The organism is Marinactinospora rubrisoli, assembly GCF_042664915.1.
In the GTDB taxonomy this organism is placed as follows: domain Bacteria; phylum Actinomycetota; class Actinomycetes; order Streptosporangiales; family Streptosporangiaceae; genus Marinitenerispora; species Marinitenerispora rubrisoli.
Map to the genome: position 1 here is coordinate 124,085 of NZ_JBHTBH010000010.1, position 25,202 is coordinate 149,286.

27 protein-coding genes are annotated in these 25,202 nt (G+C 73.9%); 14 read left to right on the forward strand and 13 right to left on the reverse strand.

What is annotated here, in order from left to right:
* Positions 1 to 79: 79 nt before the first annotated feature.
* A complete protein-coding gene (locus tag ACFQRF_RS20500; protein WP_379872756.1) occupies positions 80 to 421 on the reverse strand; it encodes a MarR family winged helix-turn-helix transcriptional regulator in 342 nt (113 codons plus the stop codon).
* 471 nt (positions 422 to 892) lie between these two features.
* On the opposite strand from ACFQRF_RS20500, the gene ACFQRF_RS20505 reads away from it, so the two are divergent.
* The 5 genes from ACFQRF_RS20505 (at position 893) to ACFQRF_RS20525 (ending at position 4,488) form a co-directional block, all read left to right on the forward strand.
* Entirely contained in the window at positions 893 to 1,357 is a 465-nt protein-coding gene (locus ACFQRF_RS20505; RefSeq protein WP_379872757.1) for a peroxiredoxin, read from the forward strand.
* A gap of 104 nt (positions 1,358 to 1,461) precedes the next feature.
* Positions 1,462 to 2,247, forward strand: a complete 786-nt coding sequence (locus ACFQRF_RS20510) for an enoyl-CoA hydratase-related protein (protein ID WP_379872758.1) — start codon at positions 1,462 to 1,464, stop codon at positions 2,245 to 2,247.
* Between the two features lie 49 nt (positions 2,248 to 2,296).
* Positions 2,297 to 2,950 carry an MBL fold metallo-hydrolase gene (locus tag ACFQRF_RS20515; RefSeq protein ID WP_379872759.1) on the forward strand — a complete coding sequence of 218 codons (654 nt, stop codon included), beginning with the start codon at positions 2,297 to 2,299 and terminating at the stop codon, positions 2,948 to 2,950.
* Positions 2,944 to 3,771 carry an MBL fold metallo-hydrolase gene (locus ACFQRF_RS20520; RefSeq protein WP_379872760.1) on the forward strand — a complete coding sequence of 276 codons (828 nt, stop codon included), beginning with the start codon at positions 2,944 to 2,946 and terminating at the stop codon, positions 3,769 to 3,771. Before ACFQRF_RS20515 ends, ACFQRF_RS20520 begins: the two co-directional genes overlap by 7 nt.
* A gap of 312 nt (positions 3,772 to 4,083) precedes the next feature.
* Complete coding sequence (locus tag ACFQRF_RS20525; protein WP_379872761.1) at positions 4,084 to 4,488, forward strand: hypothetical protein; 405 nt, start codon at positions 4,084 to 4,086, stop codon at positions 4,486 to 4,488.
* Between the two features lie 219 nt (positions 4,489 to 4,707).
* Here the strand turns inward: ACFQRF_RS20525 and ACFQRF_RS20530 are convergent, their stop codons facing one another.
* From ACFQRF_RS20530 to ACFQRF_RS20540, 3 genes are all read right to left on the reverse strand, one after another.
* A complete protein-coding gene (locus ACFQRF_RS20530) occupies positions 4,708 to 5,331 on the reverse strand; it encodes a DUF4291 domain-containing protein (protein WP_379872762.1) in 624 nt (207 codons plus the stop codon).
* Positions 5,332 to 5,365: 34 nt separating this feature from the next.
* A complete protein-coding gene (locus ACFQRF_RS20535) occupies positions 5,366 to 5,752 on the reverse strand; it encodes a DUF5709 domain-containing protein (protein ID WP_379872763.1) in 387 nt (128 codons plus the stop codon).
* Between the two features lie 74 nt (positions 5,753 to 5,826).
* Complete coding sequence (locus ACFQRF_RS20540) at positions 5,827 to 6,321, reverse strand: DUF3145 domain-containing protein (RefSeq protein WP_379872764.1); 495 nt, start codon at positions 6,319 to 6,321, stop codon at positions 5,827 to 5,829.
* Between the two features lie 223 nt (positions 6,322 to 6,544).
* Here ACFQRF_RS20540 and ACFQRF_RS20545 point away from each other — a divergent pair, with 223 nt between their 5' ends.
* From ACFQRF_RS20545 to ACFQRF_RS20555, 3 genes are all read left to right on the forward strand, one after another.
* Positions 6,545 to 7,159: an RNA polymerase sigma factor gene (locus ACFQRF_RS20545; RefSeq protein ID WP_379872765.1), complete on the forward strand. Its 615-nt coding sequence runs from the start codon at positions 6,545 to 6,547 to the stop codon at positions 7,157 to 7,159.
* Positions 7,156 to 7,629: a hypothetical protein gene (locus tag ACFQRF_RS20550; RefSeq protein WP_379872766.1), complete on the forward strand. Its 474-nt coding sequence runs from the start codon at positions 7,156 to 7,158 to the stop codon at positions 7,627 to 7,629. Before ACFQRF_RS20545 ends, ACFQRF_RS20550 begins: the two co-directional genes overlap by 4 nt.
* Before the next feature lie 724 nt (positions 7,630 to 8,353).
* Positions 8,354 to 10,507, forward strand: a complete 2,154-nt coding sequence (locus ACFQRF_RS20555) for a CHAT domain-containing protein (protein WP_379872767.1) — start codon at positions 8,354 to 8,356, stop codon at positions 10,505 to 10,507.
* Between the two features lie 237 nt (positions 10,508 to 10,744).
* Here ACFQRF_RS20555 and ACFQRF_RS20560 read toward each other — a convergent pair whose 3' ends face one another.
* Complete coding sequence (locus ACFQRF_RS20560; protein ID WP_379872855.1) at positions 10,745 to 11,053, reverse strand: helix-turn-helix domain-containing protein; 309 nt, start codon at positions 11,051 to 11,053, stop codon at positions 10,745 to 10,747.
* 414 nt (positions 11,054 to 11,467) lie between these two features.
* Between ACFQRF_RS20560 and ACFQRF_RS20565 the strand changes: the two genes are divergently transcribed.
* Positions 11,468 to 11,908, forward strand: coding sequence for a DUF2203 domain-containing protein (locus ACFQRF_RS20565; protein ID WP_379872768.1), 441 nt, complete (start codon positions 11,468 to 11,470; stop codon positions 11,906 to 11,908).
* Between the two features lie 167 nt (positions 11,909 to 12,075).
* Here the strand turns inward: ACFQRF_RS20565 and ACFQRF_RS20570 are convergent, their stop codons facing one another.
* The 5 genes from ACFQRF_RS20570 to ACFQRF_RS20590 form a co-directional block, all read right to left on the reverse strand.
* Entirely contained in the window at positions 12,076 to 12,609 is a 534-nt protein-coding gene (locus ACFQRF_RS20570; RefSeq protein WP_379872769.1) for a DUF1707 SHOCT-like domain-containing protein, read from the reverse strand.
* A 115-nt stretch (positions 12,610 to 12,724) separates the two neighbouring features.
* Complete coding sequence (locus ACFQRF_RS20575; RefSeq protein ID WP_379872770.1) at positions 12,725 to 13,141, reverse strand: DUF1707 SHOCT-like domain-containing protein; 417 nt, start codon at positions 13,139 to 13,141, stop codon at positions 12,725 to 12,727.
* Between the two features lie 170 nt (positions 13,142 to 13,311).
* On the reverse strand, positions 13,312 to 13,755 hold the full coding sequence (locus ACFQRF_RS20580; protein ID WP_379872856.1) for a DUF1707 SHOCT-like domain-containing protein: 444 nt from the start codon (positions 13,753 to 13,755) through the stop codon (positions 13,312 to 13,314).
* Positions 13,756 to 14,243: 488 nt separating this feature from the next.
* Entirely contained in the window at positions 14,244 to 14,876 is a 633-nt protein-coding gene (locus ACFQRF_RS20585; RefSeq protein WP_379872771.1) for an HAD family hydrolase, read from the reverse strand.
* 110 nt (positions 14,877 to 14,986) lie between these two features.
* A complete protein-coding gene (locus tag ACFQRF_RS20590; protein WP_379872772.1) occupies positions 14,987 to 15,523 on the reverse strand; it encodes a YbhB/YbcL family Raf kinase inhibitor-like protein in 537 nt (178 codons plus the stop codon).
* A 193-nt stretch (positions 15,524 to 15,716) separates the two neighbouring features.
* On the opposite strand from ACFQRF_RS20590, the gene ACFQRF_RS20595 reads away from it, so the two are divergent.
* Positions 15,717 to 16,163, forward strand: a complete 447-nt coding sequence (locus ACFQRF_RS20595) for an ATP-binding protein (RefSeq protein WP_379872773.1) — start codon at positions 15,717 to 15,719, stop codon at positions 16,161 to 16,163.
* 341 nt (positions 16,164 to 16,504) lie between these two features.
* Here ACFQRF_RS20595 and ACFQRF_RS20600 read toward each other — a convergent pair whose 3' ends face one another.
* The gene (locus ACFQRF_RS20600; RefSeq protein ID WP_379872774.1) at positions 16,505 to 17,224 is read right to left on the reverse strand and encodes a PIG-L deacetylase family protein; all 720 of its coding nucleotides are present in this window, start codon (positions 17,222 to 17,224) and stop codon (positions 16,505 to 16,507) included.
* Between the two features lie 182 nt (positions 17,225 to 17,406).
* Here ACFQRF_RS20600 and ACFQRF_RS20605 point away from each other — a divergent pair, with 182 nt between their 5' ends.
* The 4 genes from ACFQRF_RS20605 (at position 17,407) to ACFQRF_RS20620 (ending at position 22,576) form a co-directional block, all read left to right on the forward strand.
* Positions 17,407 to 19,212: an IlvD/Edd family dehydratase gene (locus ACFQRF_RS20605; RefSeq protein ID WP_379872775.1), complete on the forward strand. Its 1,806-nt coding sequence runs from the start codon at positions 17,407 to 17,409 to the stop codon at positions 19,210 to 19,212.
* Positions 19,213 to 19,358: 146 nt separating this feature from the next.
* Positions 19,359 to 20,642 carry an ABC transporter substrate-binding protein gene (locus tag ACFQRF_RS20610; RefSeq protein ID WP_379872776.1) on the forward strand — a complete coding sequence of 428 codons (1,284 nt, stop codon included), beginning with the start codon at positions 19,359 to 19,361 and terminating at the stop codon, positions 20,640 to 20,642.
* A 63-nt stretch (positions 20,643 to 20,705) separates the two neighbouring features.
* Entirely contained in the window at positions 20,706 to 21,662 is a 957-nt protein-coding gene (locus tag ACFQRF_RS20615) for a carbohydrate ABC transporter permease (RefSeq protein WP_379872777.1), read from the forward strand.
* 311 nt (positions 21,663 to 21,973) lie between these two features.
* Positions 21,974 to 22,576: a carbohydrate ABC transporter permease gene (locus ACFQRF_RS20620; protein ID WP_379872857.1), complete on the forward strand. Its 603-nt coding sequence runs from the start codon at positions 21,974 to 21,976 to the stop codon at positions 22,574 to 22,576.
* Positions 22,577 to 22,652: 76 nt separating this feature from the next.
* On the opposite strand, the gene ACFQRF_RS20625 is transcribed toward ACFQRF_RS20620, so the two are convergent.
* Both ACFQRF_RS20625 and ACFQRF_RS20630 read right to left on the reverse strand, forming a co-directional pair.
* Positions 22,653 to 23,411, reverse strand: a complete 759-nt coding sequence (locus tag ACFQRF_RS20625; protein ID WP_379872778.1) for a DeoR/GlpR family DNA-binding transcription regulator — start codon at positions 23,409 to 23,411, stop codon at positions 22,653 to 22,655.
* Positions 23,412 to 23,461: 50 nt separating this feature from the next.
* A complete protein-coding gene (locus ACFQRF_RS20630; RefSeq protein ID WP_379872779.1) occupies positions 23,462 to 25,117 on the reverse strand; it encodes an MFS transporter in 1,656 nt (551 codons plus the stop codon).
* Positions 25,118 to 25,202: the final 85 nt, after the last annotated feature.

Genomic DNA, 25,202 nt, shown 5'->3' on the forward strand with positions numbered 1-25,202 from the left:
GGATCGTTGGATGCCCGACTGGCGAGCGAGGAACGGCCGTGCCTCATGACCTCGGTGATCGCTTACCCGGCTCGGCCGGTCAGGGTGGTTCGGATTCGAGACGGCGCTGTAGTTCGCTGAGGGTCTCGCGTGCGAGTTCGAGCCCGTCCGGGTCGAGGCCCTTGGTGGTGCGCAGGGCCAGTCGGGTGTAGGCCGCCTCCATCCTGTGCAGCGCGGCGCGGCCGGTCGGGGTGAGTTCGAGCAGTTCGGCCCGCTGGTGCGCGGGGTCGGGCCGATAGCGGGCGAGTCCGTCCTCGACGAGAAGGTCCGCGACGCGCTGGACGCTCTGGCGCGTGTGGTCGAGTCGGCAGCGCGGTCCTGCTGGCCCCGACGTGGCCCGGAGCCCTGCTGGCCAAGAACGGACCGAACCCAGCGGTGCCATCGGGAACCCGGCACGTCCCCTTGCTGTTCGGCGGGTACTCCGCAGCCACGCTGGACCGCATGGTTCGGTGGGGCGACGGCTACATCGGCGGTTCACTGCCAACGGCCATGACAGCGCCCAGCTTCGACGCGGCGAAACGAGCCTGGCAAGAGGCAGGCCGCCAAGGCATCGCCACCAACGTGGTGCTCGGCACCACTCGGTAAACGATCAAGGAGTCCATCACCGCCTACACCGAACTCGGTGTCGACGAGATCATCTTCGTACCCGCCACGGACGACCCCGACGAGATCACACGGCTCGCCGACATCATCCCCTGAACGGAGTCGACCAGGCCCCGGAACAACCCGTGCGTGAGATGTGCGCCAGCCCGAGCACCGCCTCGCGGCCACCACGACGGGCCGCGCTGTCGGGGTCCCCGTCGGCCCATCGACGCGGGACCGTCACCGGCCGCGCAGACCGTAGGCTGGCCGCGTGCAGACAGGCGACGAAGTACCCGATTTCGAGCTCCCCGACCAGGACGGCGTCCCGCGCCGCCTCAGCGACCTGCTCGCCGACGGTCCCGTGGTGCTGTTCTTCTACCCGGCCGCGATGACCCGGGGGTGCACGGCCGAGGCGTGCCACTTCCGGGATCTCGGCACCGAGTTCGCCGAACTGGGCGCGCAGCGTGTCGGCATCAGTGCCGACGAGGTGACCGACCAGCGCCGGTTCGCCGACACCAACGAGTTCGACTACCCGCTGCTCTCCGACCCCGACGGCGCCGTCGCCACCCGCTTCGGCGTCCGCCGGGGCGGGCTCCTCTCCGGCCTGGCCCCGACCCGGCGGCAGACGTTCGTGATCGGCACCGACCGCCGCGTACTGCACGTCGTCCGCAGCGAGGTCCGGATGCAGGTCCACGCCGACGAGGCCCTGCGGGCGCTCCGCGCGGCGCGCGGGTAAGCGCCCGGAAGCGCCCGCCGGTTCCGGGCGCCGCGCGGCCTCGGCACTACAATCACCTCCGCCGTCCAGCGCGCCCGCGCGCCGCACCGGAAGGGGTCCGATCCATGGCGGAGGCCACCGAACCGCTGGTCCGCGCGAGCGCCGAGCGCGGCGTCGCCATCCTCACCCTGGACTCGCCGCACAACCGCAACGCCCTGTCGGCGCGGCTACGCACCGAGCTGGCGGAGCGGCTGGCCGAGGCCGTCGCCGACGACGACGTTCGCGCGGTGCTGCTCACCGGCACCGGTCCGGCGTTCTGCGCCGGTGCCGACCTGAAGGAAGTGGCGGCCGAACGTGCCGGACGGCCGGTGGACCCCGCGGCGCCCGGAATGGCCGAGCTGTTCGCCGCGATCATGGACGCGCCCAAGCCGGTCGTCGCCAAGCTGAACGGCCCGGCCCGCGCCGGCGGGATCGGGCTGGTCGCCGCGGCGGACATCGCCGTCGCGCCCGCCTCGGCCACGTTCGCGTTCACCGAGGTGCGCATTGGCGTGGTCCCCGCCATCATCTCCGTCCCGGTCGCGGCCCGCATGCATGACCGGCAGCTCGCCCGCTACTTCCTCACCGGCGAGACCTTCGACGCCGCCGCGGCCGCCGGGGCGGGGCTGGTGACGGTGACCGTGGCCGACCCCGACGTCGACGCGGTCACGGACGGCATCCTGGACGGCATCCGGCAGGCCGCCCCGGACGCGCTCGCCGGAACCAAGGCGCTGCTCCGGGCCGCGGACCGCCGGGACCTCGCGTCGGCGTTCGCCGAGATGGCGGAGGTGTCTCGCACGTACTTCGCCGGCGACGACGCCGCCGAGGGGCGGGCGGCGTTCTTCGAGAAGCGGCCACCCCGGTGGGCGCTCTGAGGCACCGGGGCCCGTGGCGCGCCCGGGGCGCACCGACCACAATGGAGACGTGAGTTACTCCGGTGATACGCGGGTCGGCGGACCCGCCGACGTTCGTGAACTGTCCGAGTTGACCATCAGCAAGCTCGCCGTCGGCCCCATGGACAACAACGCCTACCTGCTGCGCTGCCGCGCCACGGGGGAAGGCGTGCTGATCGACGCCGCGGCCGAAGCCGACCGGCTCCTGGAGCTCGTGGACGGTCAGGGCCTGGCCCGGGTGATCACCACGCACCGCCACCGGGACCACTGGCAGGCGCTCGCCGAGGTGGCCGGCGCGACGGGCGCGCGCACGGTGGCGCACCCGGAGGACGCCGCCGAACTCCCCGTGTCCGTGGACGAGCCGGTGCGGCACGGCGACCGGATCCCCGTCGGGGCGTGCGCCCTTGAGGTCATCCACCTGCGCGGCCACACACCGGGCTCCATCGCCCTGCGCTACGACGAGCCCGGCGGACGCACCCACCTGTTCACCGGCGACAGCCTGTTCCCGGGCGGGGTCGGCAAGACGCGTGACGCCGCCGCGTTCCGTTCGCTCATCGACGACGTCGAACAGCGGGTCTTCGGCGTGCTGGCGGACGACACCTGGGTCTACCCCGGACACGGCAAGGACACGACCCTCGGCACCGAGCGGCCGCACCTGGGGGAGTGGCGGCAGCGCGGATGGTGACGGAGCCCGCCGGATCCGGCCGCGGCGAAGCGGCCGGCGCGGGCGGACTGTGCCTGACCGTCCTCGGCAGCGCGAGCCCCTACCCACGCCCCGGCAACCCGTGCTCCGGATACCTGGTGACGGCCGGGGACACCCGGCTGTGGCTGGACGCGGGCAGCGGCACGCTCGCCGCACTCCAGCGGTACTGCGGACTCGCGGAACTGACCGGGATCTGGCTGTCCCACTTGCACGCCGACCACGCGGCCGACCTGCTCACCGCCTTCTACGCCCTGGCCTTCGCCGACGTGCGGCGGGACGCCCCGGTCCCGCTGTACGCCCCGCCGGGTATCGGCGAGCGGCTCCGGCACTTCCTGTCCAACTCCGGCATCGCGCGCCTGGAGGCCGCCTTCGAGCTGCACGAACTGTATGACGGGCACCGGGCGCGGCTCGGCGCGCTGACGCTCGACTCCGGCGCGGTGCGGCACGGCATGGACGCCTACGCGGTCCGGGTGTCCGATGGCCGCGCCGCGCTCACCTACTCGGGGGACACCGGGCCCTGCGACGAACTCGTGGACCTGGCGCGCGGCACGGACCTGCTGCTCTGCGAGGCGGACAGCGACGGCCCGCCCGAGGGGGAGCCCGCCGTCCACCTCACCCCGGAGCAGGCGGGCGCGACGGCCGCCCGCGCCGGTGCGCGGCGGCTCGTCATCACGCACGTCGGCCCGTTCCAGACGCCCGAGGACGCCTGCCGCCGTGCGAGCGCCGTCTTCCGGGGACCGGTGGAGTACGCGGCGCCGGGCCGGCGGTTCACCGTCGCGGGGGACGCGGTCGCACGGTCCTGACGGCGCTTCGGGAGGCTGCCGCGGCGCCGGTCGGCGCCCTCTTCACCCGTCGTCGTCCAGACCGAGCTCCGCGTCCGCGGCGTGGTCGGGATGGCCGCGCGGCGGGCGGCTGCCTCCCGGATGCCGTGCTCGGCCTGCCGCCACGTCTGCCATCCAAGGGCGCGGCGCGCATGGCCGTCCCGGACCGAGGTGACGCGACCAGGTGGGCGCACCGGGACTTCTGGCGGGCGGCCCGATCCGGCCAGGCGTTCGTCCCGGAAAGCCGCCGCCAGCGGGTAAGGATGGCGCATCGCACATCCTGGGGGTGGTGGCGTGGACGGCCCGCTGGGACTCTTGATTCTGGTCGGCCTCGGCGTGACGGTCTACTTCGCCGATGACCTCTTCAAGATGCTGGACGATGACAGTCCGCCGATCTTTCTGACAGGACTCTTCGGGCTGGGCGCCGGCGTCATGCTGGTGCTCATCCTCATCGGCGAAATCTTCGGGGGCTTGGACGGTCCCGATACGTGGGGCAATTTAGGGGGAATCCTCACGATCTGTGTCATCGGTGTGGGCGTCTGTCTCTGGTACCGGATTTCCGACGATGGGCGGCCGAAGCCACCGGGAAATGGTGGCGGCGAAGGGACCGGATACCACCCCCGCTCCTCCGACGGCGGCGGTTGGTCCGGTGACGGGGGCGACGGCGGTGATGGCGGTGGCGGAGACGGCGGCGGCTGACCGGCGCCGGGTATCTGGTGGGCCCCTCCCATCGACGGCGACATTCCGCTAGCGGTCGCCGTCCACCCGGCCGCGTACGGCGAAGGCCGTGCACAGGCCGAGGAGACCGTCACGATCGACAGGATGGCCGGCTGCACTGACGGTCCATCTCCGTTGGGAGGATGACGACCGGAAGGCGCTCCCGCCGGCTGATGACGGCAAACCCTACGAGCCGGAGCATCACGGGCAGCCGATCCGCGCCGCGGCGTCGGCGGGCACCGGCCAGGGGCGCTCGTGGGGGAGCAGCGCGGCGGCGGCCGTGTGCTCGCCCGCACGTCGCAGCTCGCGGATCCGTGCCGCCAGCGGGGTGACGTCGGTGAGGCCGACGATCCATTCGTCGGCGTAGCGGCGTACCGCCTCGCCGGACAGGCCCACTTGGACCGACCGGTGCTCCAGCGGGGCCCCGGACAGGTCGCGTTCGGGATCCCACTGCACCCGCACTGGGGACTCCTGCAACCGGCGGCGCCACTGTTCGCGATCCGGGAACAGCGCGCGGTCGTGGTGGCTCGGGCAGGCGTGCCGGAGCGCCCAGGTGAAGCCCTCAGCGGTGATGCGGACCGCGAGCACCCGTTCCTGGCCGGGCTTGGTCGCGTAGCCGCACCGGTACATCATCCAGGTGTACGACGGTTTGATCCAGGTCATCCGTTCCCTGCGGAACGGCGGCACGAATGTGCCGGCCGCGAGGGCCGCGTCGGCGATGGCCGCCGGGTACGCCTGGTACACCACGAGCGTGGCGTCGTCGTGGTCGGCGTACACGGCACGAGACGGGCGGCCCGGGTGGCGTTCGGGAATCGAGGTGGACACACCCCGATTCTGCTGGGGCCGTCAACCGATTTCGTCATAGGCTTTCGGATTCGTCCCGTTCGTGGACCGCCTGTTCCTCCGCGCTGTAGCCGCCCCGGTCGTAGCCGGTGTCCTCGGCCACCGACTCCGGCTCCTCGTCCGGGGCGGCGCCCTCGTCGGGGGCCACCAGCCGGCCGGTGTGGTCCTCCTCCGCGCGGTACGGTTCCTCCTCCGGCTCCTCCCGGGACAGCGCGACGTCGAGCGGCTCGCCGGACTCCCGCTCGGTGCCCGTGGTACCGAACTCGTCCATGGCGACCGGGCCGTCGCCGGGCAGTGCGGTGTCCTCCGTGCTGTCCTCCTGCGCCGGGAGACCGGCGTCCTCCCAGTCGGCGGCGTCCGGGTTCACGGGGTCGGCATGGTGCTCAGGCGTGTTCTCGCTCATACCTGCCACCTACCACGTCACCGGCGGCCCAATCCGCGGAGCGGGCCGGGCCGCGCGGAGCGGGGGCGGCGCCGCTAACCGGCCGCGTGCAGCCAGCGCACTGGGGCGCCCTCGCCGGCGTGCCGGAACGGGTCGAGCTCCTCGTCCCACGCCCGGCCGGTCAGCCGGTCGAGCTCCTCGGCAAGGTCGGCCCCTTGTTCGCGTGCCCGGCGCATGGCCTCGTGCAGCCGGCCCTCCGGGACGAGGACTTCGCCGCAGGCGCTCATCACCGATGTGAAGACCCCGAGGGTGGGGGTGTAGCTGTAGCGCACCCCGTCGCACCCCGGGGTGGCCTCCTCGGTGATCTCGAATCGCAGCCGCTGCCAGCCCCGCAACGCCGAGGCGATCGCACCGGACGTTCCCGGCGCGCCCTGCCAGTTCAGCTCGGCGCGGTAGGTTCCCGGGGCGGCGGGTTGCGCCTCCCAGTCAAGTTTCACAGGCACGCCAACCACACCCGCGACCGCCCACTCGACATGTGGGCACAGCGCCGCAGGCGCGGAGTGGACGTACAAGACGCCACGTGCGGACACCGAACCTCCTGATACGAACGAGTGCGCTTCCCCGACGCCCTCGTACCCACAGAGGAGATGTCCGAAGTTGGGTAGTCTCCTCGGCCCATTGTGCCCCATGGGCCTCACCAGCACCAGGTTTCTCGGTGGCCGGAACCGGCGGATCCCACCCCGTCCACCGAGGAGAACGGCTAGCGTAACGATCCGTGTGCGGCGGGTGCTGCGAGTGTACTTGGGGGTATGTGTGGGCGACCAGCCCGATGGCACGACATCCACCGCGGACCTGGTCCGGCGCGCGGTGGCCGATGACGGCACCGCGTGGGAGGAGTTGCTGGAGCGCTACTCCACCCTCGTGTGGGCGGTCGTGCGGTCCTACCGGCTGTCGTCGCACGACGCCCAGGACGCCGCGCAGACCGTCTGGTGCGCGCTGTCGGAGCAGCTGCCGCGGCTGCGCCACCCCGAACGGGTCGGATCGTGGCTCGCCGCCACCGCGCACAACGAGTGCCGACGGCAGCTGCGCACCGGCCGCCGCACCGAGCCGTACGCGCCCGGGACCATCGACCTGCCCGACCACCGCAGTCCGGAGGCGGTCCACCTCGCCCGCGAGGGCGTGCAGGCGGTGCGCCGGGCGCTGGACGTCGTGGGGTCGCCGGACCGGCTCGTCGCCGAGCTGTACCTCGACCGGCCGGAACTCGGCCCGGAACAGATCGCCGAGCTGGCCGGTGTGCCGCGCGCCGAACTCCCCGTGATCCGCCGCCGGGCCTTTCGCCGCCTGCGGCGCCTCGTCCTCGACCAGACCGAACCCGCCGACCTGCGCCGCGATGCCGGCTGCGCAGCACAGAGAAGGGACCGCCGATGAGCCTGGACGAGCAGCCCGGAGAGGACGAGCGCTTCGTGGCGGCGCTGCGCGGGGGTGCGCCACTGCTGGACCCGGTGCCGGAGCCGATCCGTGCGGCCGCCCGCGCCGCCTACGCGATGCGCCGGCCCGACGCGATCCTCGCCGGTGTCCGCGAGGACTCCGCCGATTTCCCCCCGGTGGGGCTGCGCGACGCCGGACTCGACCCCGGCCTGCGCTTCCTGACCTTCGAGGCGGCCGGATGGGTGATCCGGCTGGAGATCACCGCCCACGACGGCCTGCGCGACATCACCGGCCGGGTGAGCCCGCCCGGGTGCGTGGACGTGGAGATCCGCCAGCCGCACGGCCGCTACCGCGAGCCGGTGGACGCCACCGGGGCGTTCGTCGCGCGGGACGTCGAACGCGGGCCGGTGAGCCTGCTCTGCCACCGGACCGGAGCGCGTCCGGTCGCGACCGACTGGATCGCCATCTGACACGGCAGGGAAGGCCCCGGCGCCCGACGGACCGAGGTCGCGTGCCGCCGCCCACCGCCGTGAACTACGCCGGCCCGCCCTAGAGATATGGGGTGAGTGCGCCCGATAGGCCCCGATCGCAGGTCACGGCCGCCGCAACGATCCACTGTCCGTTTCCGGATAGCCATTCCCAACGGCCTGGTCTGGGTGTTATCACTTTCCGTGACGTTTTCGGTGCGGCCTGCTGGAGGCTCTTTCGGTCGTGCCGTTATTCGGCGTGGCCGTCGGAACGGCCGGGAGCGGAAAGGCGGGCGCATGACCGAGTGGGCGTTCGACGGGCCGGGTGATCCCGTGGTGCTGGTCGCCCGCGACCCCGAACAGGCGCGGGGGCAGGCGCTCCGGGTCCTGGACGGCGGGGCGGACCCCGCCGACCGCTCCACCGCGCTTCGGGTCCTCGGCCTCGCGCTCCACGAACTGGGGGACACCACGGCCGCGCACCGGGCGCTGCGCCGGGCGGCGGCCGTCGCCGCGCGCGCGGGTCTGCCCGGCCTGGCCGAACGCGCCCGCGCCACCCGCATGGGGCTGCGCGCCCGCCGCGGCACCGGTAGCCGGGCCGCACGGCCGTATACCGGGCGGGAGGCCGCCACCCTGGCCGCGCTCAACCACGGGGTGGCCGCCGCGCAGCGCGGACGGTTCGACACGGCGGCCGACGCCTTCACCGACGCGGTCCGCAACCTGCGCCGCGGTGGTGACGAGCGGCTGCTGGCGGGCGTGCTCAGCAACCGGGGGGCTCGCCCTCGGCTACGGCGGCCGATTCTCCGAGGCGGCCGACGACCTCGCCCGCGCCCGGGGACTCGCCGAGCGCCACCACCTCCACGTGCTGGGCGGCGTCACCCTGCAGAACCAGGGCTGCATCGCGGTGCTGCGCGGCGACGTCGCACCGGCCATGCGGCTGTTCGACCGGGCCGAGGCGCTGCTGCCCGGCCACCGCAGGGTCGCCCTCCACCTGGACCGGGTGGACGCGCTGCTCGCGGCGGGCCTGTACCGCGACGCCGAGGCGCTGCTCCGGTCGCTGCCGTGGTCCGCCGTCGCCCGACACCGCGACGCCGAGTTCGCCTCCGCGCACCTGCTGCGCGCCAAGCTGCTCCTGCTGCGCGGCGAACGCGAGCGCGCGGCCGGCCACGCCCGCCGGGTCCGGGCCGCCTTCCCGGTGGGATCGACATGGGCGGAGCTGGCCGGCCAGGTCGAGTGGTCGGCCCGGTTCACCCCCGCCCGGCGCGGACCGGGACGGCGCCGCGACCGGGCCCCGGCCGCCGGGTCCGGGCTGCGGGGCGGCACGACCGCACCGCCCCGGCCCGGCGCCGACACTCTGAGCCGCTCGGCCGCTCGCCCGGCCGCGCCGATCAGGCTGCCCGACTGGGCGGGACCGCTGCCCCCGACCGAAGAGGTGGCCCGGCTGCTGGCGCGCAACATCCCGGCGACGCCGCTCGGCCCGCCCGGCCTCGCCGCGCCGCGTCCCGCGCACGCCGCCGCGCTGCGGGCCGCGGCGGTGGGCGACCACCCGGCGGCGTACCGGGAGCTGCGGCGCGGGCTCGCCCAGGCACGCCGGGAACCGGGCGGGGCGTCCCACGTGGAGCTGCTGGCGCACGCGCGACCGCGGGACGTCGAGCTTCCGCGGCTGGGCGCCGAACTCGCGATCGCCGACGGCGACCCGGCGGCGGCGCTGGAGTGGATCGAACGCGAGCGCGCCCGCGTGCCGCCGCCGCGCCCATGCCCGGACCACGACTGGGGGCGGCTGCTCGACCGCTACCGCGTGGCCGAAGCGCGCGCACGGGAGGCGGGCGCCGACCCCGCCGAAGCGCACCGCCTCGCCGCCCGGTTCCGGCTGGACCAGTGGCACCCCGGGTGCGCCGACCGCCGCTCCCTGCGCCCCGCGAGCCGTCCCGTCCTGCCGGTGCTCGCCCGGGAACTGGGGCGCCGCGCGTTCGTCTGCTACGCGGAACTGCCGCGCGGGCCGGTCGCGTTCTCCCTCGTCGACGGCCGGGTCACGGCGCACCGGCTACCGGCGGACCCCGCCATCGCCGACGGCGTCGCCAAGCTGCTGCACGCGGCCCGCCGGCACGCGGTCGCCCCCGGGCCGACCGAACAGCGGCACCTCGGCGAGCAGGCCGCCGCGCTGGAACGGCTCCTGGTCGACCCGGTGGCCGCGGCCGTCGGCGACCGGGAGCTGGTCGTCGCGGCGCCCGGCGCGGCGGGGTCGGTGCCCTGGGGCCTGCTCCCGCGCCTGCGCGGACGTCCCGTCAGCGTCGTCACGTCCGGCCGGGGGTGGCTGCGGTGCCGGGACCGCGGCAGGCGAGCCCCCGCCCCCGGGCGCCGGGGTCACCGGGTGCTGCTGGCCGCCGGCCCCGATTTGGCCTGGGCCGACAGCGAGATCGGCGCGCTGCGCGAGCGGCACCCCCGCGCCACCGTTCTCACCGCAGCCGCCGCGCTGACCGGGCCCGTGCTGCGCGAACTCCAGCGCGCCGACCTGGCGCACCTCACCGCGCACGGGTCCTTCCCCGCGGCCGCACCCATGCGCTCCGGCCTCGCACTCGTGGACGGCCCCCTGCTCGCCTACGACCTGGAACGGATCCGCCGGCTCCCCGCCGTCACGGTGCTCTCCTCCTGCGGCGTCGGTCAGTCCGGCGCCGCCCCGACCGGGACGCCGCTGGGGCTGACCGCCACCCTGCTGGCCCTGGGCGCCGGGACGGTCGTCGCCAGCGTGCTTCCCGTCCGCGACCGGGAGACCACCGAAGCGATGCCGCGGCTGCACGACGCGCTGCTGGCCGGACGGCCGATCGCCCGGGCGGTGGCCGACCATCTCGCCGACAGCGGGTTCTGCTGCTTCGGCGCGGGCTGAATCGGGCCGCATCCGCCCTCCCGGGACTCGCTGCCGTCAACGGCCCGCGCTCGTAGCGGGCGACGCGCAGAGACGACGAGCGGCCGGAGCACGGCCACGCGATCGGCTTACGGAGAGGTCAGCGCCGTGCGCCCCGGCCGAGCGCGGATCCGGTACGGAGCCACTAGTGTTCCGAGTCGTTGATTCGATGAAGATGGGCGGTGACGGTCCCGAAGATCTCTTCGGCGGTCTTCACCCCTACGAACGGCCCGGGATCCGGATTCCAGCCGTCGATCCATGACCGCGGGCGGCGGTCCGGCCGACCGGGCGGCCATCATCCGTGTCATCGGTGTCGGCCAAGTGCGTTCCACCGTCGGGTGGCGGCTTTTCCAGCGTCGCCCGGACCCCGCCCCCGGCTTCATCGCCGGCGACCTCGCCGGGCCGACCCGGCCGCCCCTTGCCGGAGAGAGCGTCCAGGCCGCCGTCGATACAGCGGTCGCGCCATGTGCGCACCGTCCGCGGCCGGATATCCGCCTCCCGGGCGGCCCGCGCATCGGATCCGCCCATCGCAGCAGCGCGGGGCGATACGCGCACCGCGCCAAGACCCGCGCCGATGTCCGCCGTCGTGCGATCCACTCACGTGCGCGACAGTCGTCGTCCCTGATCGTCACCGGCCGTCTCGAGAGGTCGGGATTTGCCATGCGGGCATCGCATCCCGAGCACCGTCGAATTAACGACTCAGGACACTAGCCGCTTGAGGAGTCGATGTGCGTCAGAGGGGAATTCGGTACGTCCGGCTGTACGCCATCACGGCAGCCGCGCACACCGGTGCGAGCGTCAACGTGGGTACGGGTACGACGGGGGCCGACCGCGAGGGCGGCGTCACCGGGTTCTCAGCGTTCGGCCGCCCCGGAACCACGATTCGTTGCGAGCGGCACCGACATCCCCGTGCCCGGCGGACGGGGTCGGTACCGTACCGGTATGGGCGATACCGATGACGGCACCATGAGCGCCGGCGCCGCGGGCGCGGCTCACGGCGGCGGACCGCGCGTATTCACGGTGGCCGAGGCCCACGCCCTGATCCCGGAGGTCCGCGCGCACGCCGCCCAGATCGTCACCGTGCGCGCCGACCTCGCCGAACTGGCCGCCGACCTGCGCATCGCCGGGGAATCGCCGCTCGGCGGCATGCCCGAGCTCAAGGCGCTGGAGGCCCGCCTCAGTGAACTCTGCTCCTGGTTTGCGGCCACCGGGCTGGAGCTGAAGGGCATCGTGCCGGTCCTCGTGGACTTCCCGGCCGAGCTGAACGGCGTCTCGGTCCGCCTGTGCTGGGTGGAAGGTGAGCGGGAACTCGCCTGGTACCACCGCAGCGACCTGGGATTCGTCGCGCGCCGGCCGCTGCCGCCCACGGAACGGGAGGCGTAGGGCCGCGGTCTGAGGGCACGCGGTGCCGAAGAAGCCGAACTCCGCGCTGCGCAAGGTGGGTGCGGGTGCGGTTCCCCGACGGCACGGTGGTCGCCGCGGCCGTCCCAGGGGAGGGACACCGCTCATGGGGCGCCCGGGCATGGGGAGGTGGCGGCGCCGGAGCGGGTTCACCCCTCTCCTGAGGACCCGGGCCCGAGGTCACGGCGGTCCCGGTCGCGCATCCGGCGGCGTTCCTCGCGGGCGCGGATCTGGTCCTCCCAGTTCTCGGGGCGGTCACCGCCGCCCAGGGCGTTGGCGACCGTGAAGATCAGCATGAAGCCGAGCGGCCACAGCGGCCAGAACGGAAGCAACTGGCCGGCGATGACGCTGGTGACGCCCCAGATGCCGACGAGGATCACGGTGAGCCCGGCCAGCCCGCGCCAGGGCTCCAGCCGGTTCTGCCGGCCCGGGCCGGACGGGGCACGGCCGAGGTCGGTGAGGGCGACGCTCTCCTCCGGCGCCGGTGCGGGTTCCGGCAGGTCGGCGGTCAGCGCCCGGAGCTCTCCCATGGTCTTGGACCGCATCGCGTGGTGCAGCCGGTCGTCGTATTCGGAGAGATCGAGACGGCCCTCCGCCAGGGCGTCGGCGAGGCGGGCGGCCACCGCGTCGCGGTCGGCGTCCGACGCGCGGAGCTGGTCTTGGGGAACTCGTCCGTCGTCCATGCCGGCCCTACCTTCGCCATGGGGTCGGGGGCAGCCCTGAATCGTGTCAACCGCTTTCACTGTATGTCCCCGGTACGTGCCCATGCCCGTCGCGGGGCGCGTGCCGCGGCCGAAGTCAGCCACGTCGCCCGGAACGCTCGTCCGGCCAGATGACCGCCGCGAGCAGGATCGCGGCCCAGATCCCCAGGGGGACCAGCGGCCAGAACGGCAGCAGCACCCCGCCGACCACGCTCGTCACCGCCCAGATTCCGGTCATGATGACGGCGCCGCCCAGCCACCACCGCCACTCGTCGGCCCACTCACGGCGCGGGGGCTCGGCCTCCGGCCGCTGAGCCGGCACGGTCAGGTGCGGCGGCAGCTGGATGGCGGGCTCGGGAAGATCGGCGGTCAGCGGTTCGAGGTCGCCCATGACCACCGCGGACATGGCGAGATCAAGCCGCCGGGAGTACTCGGCGAGGTCGAGGCGGCCCTCGATCAGTGCGGCCGCGAGGCGCTCGGCGGCGTCGTCGCGATCGGCGTCGGACGCGCGCATACGGCTCCGCGGAAGGCGTTCGTCGTCCACCGCCCACCCCCTCCGCCAGGCTGATGGGGCATTTCACGATACGCCGTGGTCAGCCGCCTGAAAAGTGGACGACGGCGGCGTGTCGGGCCTCAGGCGGCGGAAGTTCCGGGAGGGGCGAACGAGCCGGGGCGGAGAGGGCGTCAGCCCGCGGAGTCGCCGTCCTTCCCGCCCGCGCCGTTCTTGCGGTCGCGCTTACCGTCCTCATCGGGCCAGAACAGCCCGGCGATGATGACCGCCGCCCAGATGCCGAGCGGGATCAGCGGCCAGAACCGCTGGGGGCTGCCCTCGCTGAGGCTGGTCACCGCCCAGATCCCGATCATGACGACGGCACCGCCCAGCCAGTACCGCCACTCGTCGAACCACTCCCGCCAGGACGAACCGGCGTGGCCGGCCGAGCGCTCGACGGCGGCTTCCGGCGGCTGTTCGGGGAGGTCGGCGGTGAGGGGGCGCAACTGTCCGACGGTCCGGGCGCTCATGGCGGCGGTCAGGCGCTTCTCGTGCTCCGCGAGGTCGAGGCGGCCCTCGGAGAGCGCCGTCGCGAGCCGCTCGGCGACGGCCTCCCGGTCGCGGTCGGACGCACGCATGCCGTCGGCCCCTCCGTGCGGCGTGATGTCGCCGGACACGGTCCCGTCTCCTCCCTGTCGCGCCGCGCGTTCTACCCGGCCGCTCTGTGGCGGGTGCCGACCGGCGCGGCCGGCGGTCGGTGCCACGTCCAGCCTAGGAGATCCGCAGCCGCCGGAACCTCCTTCCGGTGGCCGATTGCGGCTACGCCTTTGGGTGTACTCCCGCCCTCTCGGCGGTGCCGGTTCCGCCGTTCCCCGGCGGTTCACGCCGCCGGTCCTCTAGCGTGGTCGCGGCGCGCCCGCCAGGCGCGCCGGTTTCCGGTGGGCGGCCGCGGCGCGGCGGTGCGCCCACCGGCGGTCCCGCCGCCACGGCCCCGCTCTGAGCGGGCGTGGCCACCGGCCTGCCCGCCCCGTCGCCGCCGCGCTCGGTCACCGGCGAGCGGAGCCATGGGAGACGGGAAGCATGACGTCTCCGCCGGTGCCCCGGACCCGACGGCCGGGTGACGGTGTCAGAACGCGCCGAGACGCCCGGCCAGGAACCGGTCCAGTTCCCGCGCACCCGCGTAGTGGTGGGCGTCGATGCCGAGCCGCTTGGCCGCCAGCACGTTCTCCTCGCGGTCGTCGACGAACAGCGTGTGCTCCGCCGGAGTACCGAGGTCGGCCAGCACGTGCCGGTAGACCGCCGGATCGGGTTTGCAGATCCCGAGCTCACAGCTGAAGAACAGCCGGTCGAACGGCTCCAGAACGGGGGCGGCGCGCAGCGCGCCGGCGAGGTCGTGCGGGGCGTTGGACAGCAGGGCCAGCCGCACTCCGGCGGTGGCGAGCCGACGCAGCGTCGCCGCGCTGTCGCGGCAGATGCCCAGCCACGCGGCCACGTCGGCGGCCCAGAGCCGCTGGACGTGGGCCGGATCCCAGTCGGCGCCGAGGCGGTCGGCCACCCGTTGCCAGTACCCGCTCGCGGTGCCGCCCGCGTCGTAGCCGGGACGTTCGGCCCAGTAGGCGCTCCAGAAGTCGGCCGCCGGTACCCCGCCGAGCCGTTCCAGCCGGTCCCGCGCCTCGGCGGACGGCGGCTCGGAGATGACCTGGCCGTAGTCGAAGACCACCGCTGCGACGCGGCCCGCGGAGTCGTGCTCGACGGTCATGTGTGACAACCCCCTGCTCGGTGCGCTTCACCGCGATTCGAACCCCCGCCATGTTCGCAGCAGGGGGCCGCCGCGCGGAAGGGGCCGCCGGTCGGCGGCCCCTTCCGGTGCTACTTCTGCTCGTACACCGGCGTGATGACGCCGCGCGCCAGGGTGTGGCTGAACAGGTTGAAGCCGAGGAACGCCGGGCTCGCGCCGTCGTCGATGCCCAGCGACTCCACGTCCACGGCGTGCACCGCGAAGAAGTACCGGTGCGGACCGTGCCCGGGCGGCGGCGCGGCGCCGATGTAGCGCTTGCCCCCCGCGTCGTTGCGCAGCGTCACGGCCTGCGCGGGCAGCCCCTTGCGGTCCGCACCCCCGGCTCCGGCCGGCAGTTCGGTCACGTCGGCCGGGATGTCGCACACCACCCAGTGCCAGAAGCCGCTCCCGGTCGGCGCGTCCGGGTCGAAGCAGGTGACCGCGAAGCTGCGCGTCTGCGCGGGGAAGCCGCTCCACGAGAGCTGTGGGGAAATGTCGGAGCCCCCGGCGCCCATCAGCCCGCTGACCTGGGCCGTGGGGAGCGTCCGGCCGTCGGCGACGTCGGAGCTGGTGACGGTGAACGACGGCACGTCCGGCAGAAAGTCATACGGAGATGGCGGCTGCGCCACGGATGCCTCCCGATTCGGTGAGTGGGTTCGGCTCTCGGTTCTACCCCAGGATTATCCTGCGACGCCCACCGGTTCCGCCTGGGACACCGCACCCCCGAAGGCCGCAGGCCGCGACCCCGGATCGCCGCGGGGCGGGCGGCGCACGGGCGGGGCCCGCCCGGTGTGGACGAGGTGGGAGGAGCACTGATCGCCGGTGAACGTCGTGCCCGGCTTCGCGTACGTGCGCACGGTGCGCTATGTCGCGATGCCCACCGCCGTCGGCTGCGCCCGCCGCGAGGCGGTGCAGTGCCTCAGAGACTGGGGGATGGCGCACCTGATCGAGACCACCGAGCTGCTGGTCTCGGAGCTGGTCACGAACGCGGTCAACGCCACCGGCGGCATCACGACCCGCACCCCGCGCTACACCGAGCTGCGGCGGCTGCGCAGCGTCGTCTTGCAACTGCGGGTCGAAGACGACGCGCTTCGGGTGTCGGTGTGGGACTCCGACCCCGGCCCGCCGATGCTGCGCCGGCCTGGCCCGGACGCCGAGGGCGGGCGCGGGCTGTACCTGGTCGACATGATCAGCCGCCGATGGGGCCACTACCGACCGGCCGGCACCGGCAAGGTGGTGTGGTGCGAACTCGCGCTGGACGCCGCATGAGCGGCGAGCCACCGAACGTCCGGAGCCGTCGACGCCCTTGCCGTAGGCCCCTTGGCGTTGGCGGTGGAGGGGAGTGAGGTGGCGAGCGCGAGGTGGTGGTGTGGTGAGCCACCGAACGTCCGGAGGCGTCGGCGCTGTGCGCCGTAGGCCGGTTGTGCCGGCGGTGGAGGGGAGTGAGGTGGGGAGCGCGGGGTGGTGGTGTGGTGAGCCGCCGAATGTCCGGAGGCGTCGGCGCTGTGCGCCGTAGGCCGGTTGTGCCGGCGGTGGAGGTGAGGTAGGCGGCGAGCGCGGAAGGAAGCCCTCTCCGGCGTGCGCACCCCCAGGCGAACGCGGGAAGGTGCTCAGCCGGTGGCCACCCGCTGGAACGCCTCCGCCGAGCGCCCCTCGGCGAGTCCGGCACGCGCCGCGTTGGCCGCCAGGCCGGTGCGCAGCCGGCGGATGAGGCCCGGCAGGTCGTCGATCTGGCTGGCATGCCGGGCGAGGGCGGCGAACTTGCGGTCCAGCGTCGCCGTGACGTCATGCCAGTGGTTCGGCGCGGGAGATCCGACCAGCCACACTTCCCGGACCGTCCACGCGGCCAGCCCCTCCTCGGTGAGCAGTTCGGGATGCGCGTGCGGGTTGCGGGCGTCGGGGTAGACGGCGCTCAGCGCGGCCTCGCCGGTGGCCAGATGGTCGGGGTGGCTCACCGCGATGCGTTCCCAGTTGCGCTCGGGGCTGGGCAGCACCACGAGCTGCGGGCGCACCTGCCGGATGACCCGGGTGATGTCGCGGCGCAACTCCAGTGACGGGGTCAGGCGGCCGTCGGGGTAGCCGAGGAAGCGCACGTCGGCCACGCCGACCTCGGCCGCGGCCGCTCGCTGCTCGGCCTGGCGGCGCAGCGCCATGTCGGCACCGTCGCCGTCGCGGTCGTCGCCCCCGGCGTCGCCGTCGGTGGTCAGCAGATAGGTCACCTCGACGCCGGTGTCGGTCCACGCCGCCACCGTCCCGGCGCAGGCGAAGTCGATGTCGTCGGGATGCGCCGCGACCACCAGCGCCCGCCCCAGCTCACCGTCCGCCAGCATCGCGCCCCTCCGTCCAGGTGTCGTCCCATGCTAGGCGCCCGCCCTCGCGCGGGCCCGGGCGCCGGGCGCTTCGCGGGACCGCCTGGCGGGTATGCGGCCAGCGCGTGCCCGGCGCCGCGGGCGCCGACGGCGCGGACGTTCCCGGCCTCCGTGGCGCGGGAACGGAACGAGGGAGGAGACGCATGACCGACCACCCGGCCACCGCACCTCGCAGACTCCGCTCACAGGACTGGTTCGACAATCCGGACGAGCCCGGGCACACCGTCCTGTTCCTGGAACGCTTCCTCAACTACGGGCTGAGCCGCGAGGAGCTGCAGTCCGGCAAGCCCGTCATCGGCATCGCGCAGACGGGCTCCGACCTGTCGCCGTGCAACCGGCACCACCTGGAGCTCGCGCGCCGGGTCCGCGAGGGCATCCGCGAGGCCGGTGGGATCGCGATGGAGTTCCCCGTCCACCCCATCCAGGAGACCTGCCGCCGTCCTACGGCGGCTCTGGACCGCAACCTCGCCTACCTCGGCCTGGTGGAGGTGCTGCACGGCTACCCCCTCGACGGCGTGGTGCTGACCACCGGCTGCGACAAGACCACGCCCGCCTGCCTGATGGCCGCGGCGACCGTGGACCTGCCCGCCATCGTGCTCTCGGGCGGCCCGATGCTCAACGGATGGTTCCGCGGTGAGCGCACCGGCTCGGGGAGCATCCTGTGGCGGGCTCGCGAGCGGTACGCCGAGGGCGCGATCGATGAGGAGGAGTACCGTGAGCTCGTCTCCTCGGCCGCCCCCTCGATCGGGCACTGCAACACCATGGGCACCGCCTCCACGATGAACGCGCTCGCCGAGGCGCTGGGCATGAGCCTGCCCGGATGCGCGGCCATCCCGGCGCCCTACCGCGAGCGCGCCCAGATGGCCTACGACACCGGGCGCCGCATCGTGGACATGGTGCGTGCCGACCTGAAGCCGTCGGACGTCCTCACGCGTGAGGCGTTCGAGAACGCGATCGTGGTCAACTCCGCCATCGGCGGCTCGACCAACGCGCCGATCCACGTCAACGCCATCGCGCGGCACGCCGGGGTGGACCTGACGATGGACGACTGGCAGCGGATCGGGCGCGACGTCCCGTTGCTGGTGAACATGCAACCGGCCGGGACGTACCTGGGCGAGGAGTTCCACCGCGCCGGCGGGGTTCCGGCCGTGCTGCACGAGCTCGTGCGGGGTGGGCTGCTGCACGCCGGCGCCCGTACCGTGAACGGCGCGACGATCGGCGGCAACTGCGAGCGCCGGCCCAGCCTGGACCACGACGTCATCCGGCCGCTGGCCGCCGCGACCGGAGGGCCCGCGGGGTTCCTCGTACTGCGCGGCAACCTGTTCGACTCGGCGATCCTGAAGACCAGCGTGATCTCGCCGGAGTTCCGGGACCGGTACCTGTCCGACCCGGCGGATCCGGAGGCGTTCGAGGGCCGCGCCGCCGTCTTCGACGGACCGGAGGACTACACCGCGCGTATCGACGATCCCGGCCTGGGCGTCGACGCCGACAGCATCCTCGTCATGCGCGGGACCGGCCCCATCGGGTACCCGGGGGCCGCGGAGGTGGTCAACATGCGTCCGCCCGCGGCCCTGCTGCGGCGCGGCGTTCGCGCGCTGCCGTGCATCGGGGACGGGCGGCAGTCCGGCACCTCCGCGTCGCCCTCGATCCTGAACGCGGCACCGGAGGCGGCGGCCGGCGGCGGGCTGGCGCTGGTGCGCACGGGGGACCGCATCCGGGTCGACCTGCGGCGCGGACGGGTGGACCTGCTGGTGACCGATGACGAGCTCGCGCGCCGCCGGGCGGACCTGGCCGCGGCGGGCGGCTACGCCTACCCGGAGAGCCAGACTCCGTGGCAGGAGATCCAGCGGGGGATGGTCGGGCAGCTCGACGGGGGCATGGTGCTGGAGTCCGCGCTGCGCTACCAGCGGGTGGCCCACACCCGCGGGCTGCCTCGCTACAACCACTGACCGGTTCTATTCCATATTCCCTAGCGGTAAAGTTCGGAAATCCGGACGTGCGGCCGGAGCCCTGTGCGACTACGTTGTCACCCGAGGTGACGACGCGCGGGGCTCCGGCCACGCCCGGCCACCGAGGACCGAAGGAGTACGGCAGGATGACGCAGCGGCCCCCCGCCCCCCAGTCCCGGCGGACGTTCCTCCGGATGTCGGGAATCGCGGGCATCACCGCCGCCTCGGCCGGCGCGCTCGCCGCCGCGGGCTGCGGGTCCAACACCGGGCGCCCCGGCGCGCAGGGCGACGAACTCGTGCACTGGTACCACCAGTACGGCGAGGACGGGGTCCAGCAGGCCGTCGAGCGCTACGCCGCCGAGTTCGACGGCGCGCAGGTCCGCGTCCAGTGGACCCCCGGCAACTACGACACCAAGCTGCAGGCGGCACTGCAGGGCAGCGGCCCACCGGACGTCTTCGAGTACCAGACCAAGGTGGACCTGGTGCGGGCCGGACTGCTGGAGCCGCTGGACGACGTCATCGCCGGCGCCCGGGACGACTTCACCGAGGCGGCGCTCGCCTCGCACACCGTCGACGGCACCGTCTACGGCATCCCGCAGGCCGTGGACACCCAGATCCTCGTCTACCGCCGCAGCCTGCTCGACGGCGCCGGCCTGGAGCCGCCCGCCTCCTTCGACGCCCTCCTGGACGCCGCCCGGGCGCTGACCGACGGCGACCGCAAGGGGCTGTTCGTCGGCAACGACGGCGGCGTCACCACGCTGGCCCCGCTCGCGCTGTTCTCCGTCGGGCTGCGCCTCGTCACCGATGACCGGCGGCCCGGGTTCGCCGAACCCGAGGCGGCCAGGGCCTACCGTGGGCTGCGCGAACTCTTCGAGAGCGACGCCCTGCTGCTCGGCGCGCCCACCGACTGGTCCGACCCGGCGGCCTTCACCCAGGAGCTCACCGCGATGCAGTGGACCGGGTTGTGGGCGCTCCCGCAGATCGAGGAGGCGTTCCCCGGCGACTATGGCGTGCTGCCGTGGCCGAAGCTCACCGACGCCGGGGCCGACTCGGTGCCGGTGGGCGCCTTCGGCGCTATGGCCTACGCGGAGGGCGGCAAGGTCGACCTCGCCAAGGAGTACATCCGCTGGCTGTGGGTGGAGCGCACCGACCTCCAGGAGGACTTCAACCTCGGTTACGGCTTCCACATCCCGCCGCGCCGCAGCATCGCCGATCGGGCCGACGCGCTGGCCGAGGGGCCGGCCGCCGACGTCGTCCGCTACGTCGACGAGTTGGGGCGCACCTCCAGCCCACCGGAGTGGACCCCCGCCATGGACAGCGCTCTCAAGGACGCACTGACCGGCGTCGTCCGCGGCGGAGCCGACCCGGACCGGGAACTGCGCGTTGCCGCCGAGACCGTCCAGGACGAGCTGGACCGGCTCTACGGATAGCGCGATCACACCGCCGCCCGGCGGCGGTCGCGGAAGGAGGACGCACAGGGTGGGAGACGCCCGTTGAGCGAGCGCACGGCCCCGGCGCGCCGGCGGACCCGGACCGGCGCCGCGCCGCTGGACCGGCCGGCGGTCGCGTTCTGGATCTTCGCCGGCCCGTTCGTGGCCGGGCTCGTGCTGTTCACCGTGATCCCGGTGCTGTGGAGCGTCTACCTGAGCTTCTTCGACGCCCGCAACACCGTCACGCCCACGACCTTCGTCGGGCTGCGCAACTACGCCGACATGCTCACCTCGCCGGCGTTCCTCGACAGCCTTCTCACCTTCACGGTGTTCGCGGCGTGCACGGTGCCGCTGATGTTCGCGGGATCGCTCACGCTCGCGCTGCTGGTGCACCGGGCCCGCTGGGCGCAGCCCTTCCTGCGGTCGGTGTACTTCCTGCCCGCCGCCTGCTCCTACGTGGCCGCGTCGCTGATCTGGAAACTGTCGGTGTTCAACGGCGTCCGGTTCGGGCTGGCCAACACGGTGCTGGGCTGGTTCGGGGCCGAGCCGGTGGCGTGGCTGTCGGTGACCGACCCGCCGTGGTACTGGCTGGCCCTGGTCACGGTGCGGCTCTGGCTGCAGGTGGGCTTCTACATGCTCATCTTCCTGGCCGGGCTGCAGCGCGTCCCGCGCGAACTGTACGAGGCGGCGTGGGTGGACGGCGCGGCCACCGGCTGGAGCACGTTCCGGCACGTCACGCTGCCCCAGCTGCACACCACCTCGGTGGCGGTGCTGCTGCTCAACCTCATCGCCGCCTACCAGGCGTTCGACGAGTTCTACAACCTGCTGGGCACGGACGGCTACTACCCCCCGTACGCGCGCCCGCCGCTGGTGTACCTGTACTTCACCGCCCTCGGCTCCGGCCAGGACTTCGGGCGCGGCAGCGCGGGGGCGGTCGTCCTGGCGCTGCTCATCTCGCTGGTCACCCTGGCCCAGGGACGGTTCCTCGGGTTCGGCCGGGACAGGGGGAGCGCACCGTGACGTCGCGGACCGTCCCACGGCGGCGACCGGCCGCCCGCCCGCCCGGCCGGGAAGACCGGCAGGCCCGGCGCGCCCGGCGGGGTCGCCGCGTGCGCGCCGCGTTCGGCACCGCTGCGCTGTACACCGCGCTGGCCGGGGCCGCGCTGCTGTTCCTGCTGCCCTACTACCTGATCGTCCGCAACGGGCTGGCCACCCAGGAGGAGATCACCGCGCCGGACTGGACGCCGCTGCCGGCCGATCCGCGGTGGGAGAACCTCACGGCGCTGCTCGCCCCGGGATCCCCCATGCGCACCGGCCTGGCCAACAGCCTGGTGGTCGCCCTCCTGCAGACCGGTGGACAGCTCCTGGTCTGCTCGACGGCGGGCTACGCGCTGGCCCGCATCCCCTACCGGTACGCGGGCGTGGTCTTCGGCACCGTGCTGGCCACCCTGATGATCCCGGCGGCCGTCACCTTCGTCCCCACGTTCGTGATGGTGTCCTCGCTCGGATGGGTATCGTCGCTGCGCGGCCTGATCATCCCGGGGCTGTTCAGCGGGTTCACCGCGTTCCTGTTCCGGCAGTACTTCCTCACGTTCCCACGGGAGCTGGAGGACGCCGCGCGGGTCGACGGGCTCGGCTACTGGGGGACCTACTGGCGGGTGGTCGTGCCCAACACGCTGCCGTTCTTCGCGGCCATCGGCGTGATCACCTTCATCGGGAGCTGGAACGCCTTCCTGTGGCCGCTGGTCATCGCGCAGGACTCCGCGTCCTGGACGGTGCAGATCGTGCTGTCCACCTACGTCACCGCCCAGACCATCGACCTGCCGGAGCTCTTCATGGCGGCGGCGGTCTCGGTGCTGCCGCTGCTGCTGGTGTTCCTGTTCCTGCAGCGCTACATCGTGCGCGGCGCGGTGGAGAGCGGAATCAAGGGGTGAGCGCCCGGGCCGGGGCGGTCCACGGTCACCGTGGCGGCACGGCGGGCGCCATCGCCCCGGCGCGGCGGCGCACGGTTCAGACGCGCAGCACCGTCACGCCCGCCGCCTGGATGGCGGTGACCACGTCGTCGGGGGCGTCGGTGTCGGTCACGAGCGTGTCGATCCGGCCGACCGGCCCGACATAGCCCATGGTCACCCGGCCGAGCTTCGCGGAGTCGGCCGCCAGCACCACCCGGCGGGCCGAGCGCATGGCGGCGCGCTTGACCGCGACGTCGCCGAGGTCGTGGGCCGTGATGCCGTCGGCCACGGACAGGCCGCAGCAGCTCAGCACCGCGGTGTCGAAGCGCATGGCGTCCAGTGACGCCTCCGCGAGCGGGCCGGTGAACGACAGCTCGCCCGGCCGCACCTCGCCGCCCGCCATCAGGATGCGCGCCTGCCGCCCGGAACTGAGCGCCTGGGCCGCCTGCAGCGACAGCGGCATGGCGGTGATCAGCCGCCCGCCGAGCACCCGGGCGACCTCGGCCGCGGTGGTGCCGCCGTCGACCGCCACCGCCTGGCCGTCGGCGACGAGGTCCCCGACGGCCGCGGCGATCCGCTTCTTGGCGGCCGTGGCCTGGCGGGCACGGACGGCGTAGGGCGGCTCCTGCCCACGGGGCAGCAGGCTGACCGCGCCGCCGTGCACGCGGCGCAGCACCCCCTGGGCCGCGAGGCGGTCGAGGTCGCGCCGGATCGTCATCTCCGAGTGCCCGGTGAGCCGTGCCAGGTCGGCGACGTGCACCTCTCCCGCGTCGCGCAACTGCCGCACGATCGCGTCCATCCGCTCAGGACCGTCCATGCCGCTATTCAAACACATATATTGTTCGTTTTGCTGATGTTCGCACCGGATCAGTGTTCGAACGATGTCGTCGGCGGCTTAGGGCGTTCGTGGGCCGGCCGTGGGGTGTCTCCGGCCGTGCTCGCCTGCTCGCCGTCCTGCGCCGCCGGTGGGGTGCGGCCGTCGGCGCCGGGCGCGGACGGCTCCAGGTGTTCGTCCGGGATCACCCGTGGTACGCCCCGCAGCGCGAAGAGCGCCGTCAGGGCGATCACGGCCAGCAGCACGGCGGCGACCGTCATCGTGGTCCCGATGCCGGCCAGGAACGCCTCCCGGGCGGCGGTGGCCGCCGCCCGCGCCGGCTCCGGAGGCAGGGACGCCGCGGCGTCCAGCGCCGCCGCGAGCGAGTCCTCCGCCGCCCGCCGCGTCTCCTCCGGCATGTCCTCCGGGAGCCGCACCGTGCCACGGTAGGCACTGTTCAGAACGCTGCCGAGCACCGCGATGCCCAGGGCGCCGCCGACCTCCATCCCGGTCTCGGAGATCGCCGCCGCGGCACCGGCCCGCTTTCGCGGCGCCACGGCCAGGACGGTGTCGTTGGTGACCGAGAACGCCAGGCCGGTGCCCATGCCGAACACCAGCAGCGCCGGGATCAGCAGCAGGTAGTCCGGCTGCGCGCCGAGCCGGGAGTACAGCAGGAATCCGGCCGTGCAGAGCCCCAGCCCCACCGCCACCGCGCGGGCGCGCCCCCACGAGGCGATCAGCGGTGCCGCCGCCATGCCGCCGACGACGCCGGCGAGCGCGCCCGGAAGCGACATCAGGCCCGCGTGCAGCGGCGACCAGCCCAGGACCAGCTGGAAGTACTGGGCCATGAGCAGGGACATCGCCAGATTGGCGAACATGGCCACCACCGCGCAGCCGATCGAGCCCGCGAACGCGCGCCGGCGGAACAGCCGGACGTCGATCAGCGGCTCGGCCAGCCGCGTCTGCCGCCGGACGAAGACCACCAGCGAGGTGACACCGACCACCAGCGCCGCCGCCGCGTCCGGGCCGGGGGCGCCGTGGGCCGCCTCCTTCACCGCGTAGATGACCCCGATGACGCCGGCGATGGACAGCGGCACGCTGAGCAGGTCCAGCCGCCCGGGCGCGGGGTTGCGCGATTCGGGCAGCACGAACGCGCCCGCGGCGACGACGAGCACCACCACGGGCACGTTGACCAGGAAGACCGACCCCCACCAGAAATGGTCCAGGAGCACCCCGCCCAGCACCGGACCGAGCGCGAAGCCGGCCGCGCTGGCGCCGCTCCAGATCCCGACCGCCGCGGTCCGCTCCTGCGGGTCGGTGAAGGCGTCCCGGATGATCGACAGGGTCGAGGGCATGACGGTCGCCCCGGCCACCCCGAGCAGCGCCCGCGCCGCGATCAGGGCCTCCGCGGTGGGCGCGTAGGCGGTGACCACGGACGCGACCCCGAAGAGGGACGTTCCGGCGAGGAGCAGCCGTTTGCGGCCGATCCGGTCGCCGACATTGCCCATCGTCACCAGCAGCCCGCCGAGCGCGAAGCCGTAGATGTCGGCGATCCACAGGAGCTGGGTGGCGGACGGGCGCAGGTCGGCGGTCAACGCGGGTACCGCCAGGTGCAGCACGGTGAGGTCGAGGGCGAGGAGCAACGCGGCAAGGCAGGCGATGGCGAGCGTCGCCCACGCGCGCGCCCTGCTGATCGGAGAACTTTCCATGCGGCCAACCCTGCGCGGGTGCGCTGACCGCCGGCGCACCGGACGCTGACGGCGGCCCGTCAGCCGGGCGGGGAGTACGGACCAA

Excerpts from the sequence above, each read along its gene's own strand:
- ACFQRF_RS20500 (WP_379872756.1), bottom strand. The coding sequence starts at position 421 with ATGGCACCGCTGGGTTCGGTCCGTTCTTGGCCAGCAGGGCTCCGGGCC.
- ACFQRF_RS20510 (WP_379872758.1), top strand. The coding sequence starts at position 1,462 with ATGGCGGAGGCCACCGAACCGCTGGTCCGCGCGAGCGCCGAGCGCGGC.
- ACFQRF_RS20520 (WP_379872760.1), top strand. The coding sequence starts at position 2,944 with ATGGTGACGGAGCCCGCCGGATCCGGCCGCGGCGAAGCGGCCGGCGCG.
- ACFQRF_RS20535 (WP_379872763.1), bottom strand. The coding sequence starts at position 5,752 with ATGAGCGAGAACACGCCTGAGCACCATGCCGACCCCGTGAACCCGGAC.
- ACFQRF_RS20550 (WP_379872766.1), top strand. The coding sequence starts at position 7,156 with ATGAGCCTGGACGAGCAGCCCGGAGAGGACGAGCGCTTCGTGGCGGCG.
- ACFQRF_RS20560 (WP_379872855.1), bottom strand. The coding sequence starts at position 11,053 with ATGGGCGGATCCGATGCGCGGGCCGCCCGGGAGGCGGATATCCGGCCG.
- ACFQRF_RS20565 (WP_379872768.1), top strand. The coding sequence starts at position 11,468 with ATGGGCGATACCGATGACGGCACCATGAGCGCCGGCGCCGCGGGCGCG.
- ACFQRF_RS20570 (WP_379872769.1), bottom strand. The coding sequence starts at position 12,609 with ATGGACGACGGACGAGTTCCCCAAGACCAGCTCCGCGCGTCGGACGCC.
- ACFQRF_RS20575 (WP_379872770.1), bottom strand. The coding sequence starts at position 13,141 with ATGCGCGCGTCCGACGCCGATCGCGACGACGCCGCCGAGCGCCTCGCG.
- ACFQRF_RS20580 (WP_379872856.1), bottom strand. The coding sequence starts at position 13,755 with ATGCGTGCGTCCGACCGCGACCGGGAGGCCGTCGCCGAGCGGCTCGCG.
- ACFQRF_RS20585 (WP_379872771.1), bottom strand. The coding sequence starts at position 14,876 with ATGACCGTCGAGCACGACTCCGCGGGCCGCGTCGCAGCGGTGGTCTTC.
- ACFQRF_RS20600 (WP_379872774.1), bottom strand. The coding sequence starts at position 17,224 with ATGCTGGCGGACGGTGAGCTGGGGCGGGCGCTGGTGGTCGCGGCGCAT.
- ACFQRF_RS20605 (WP_379872775.1), top strand. The coding sequence starts at position 17,407 with ATGACCGACCACCCGGCCACCGCACCTCGCAGACTCCGCTCACAGGAC.
- ACFQRF_RS20610 (WP_379872776.1), top strand. The coding sequence starts at position 19,359 with ATGACGCAGCGGCCCCCCGCCCCCCAGTCCCGGCGGACGTTCCTCCGG.
- ACFQRF_RS20625 (WP_379872778.1), bottom strand. The coding sequence starts at position 23,411 with ATGGACGGTCCTGAGCGGATGGACGCGATCGTGCGGCAGTTGCGCGAC.
- ACFQRF_RS20630 (WP_379872779.1), bottom strand. The coding sequence starts at position 25,117 with ATGGAAAGTTCTCCGATCAGCAGGGCGCGCGCGTGGGCGACGCTCGCC.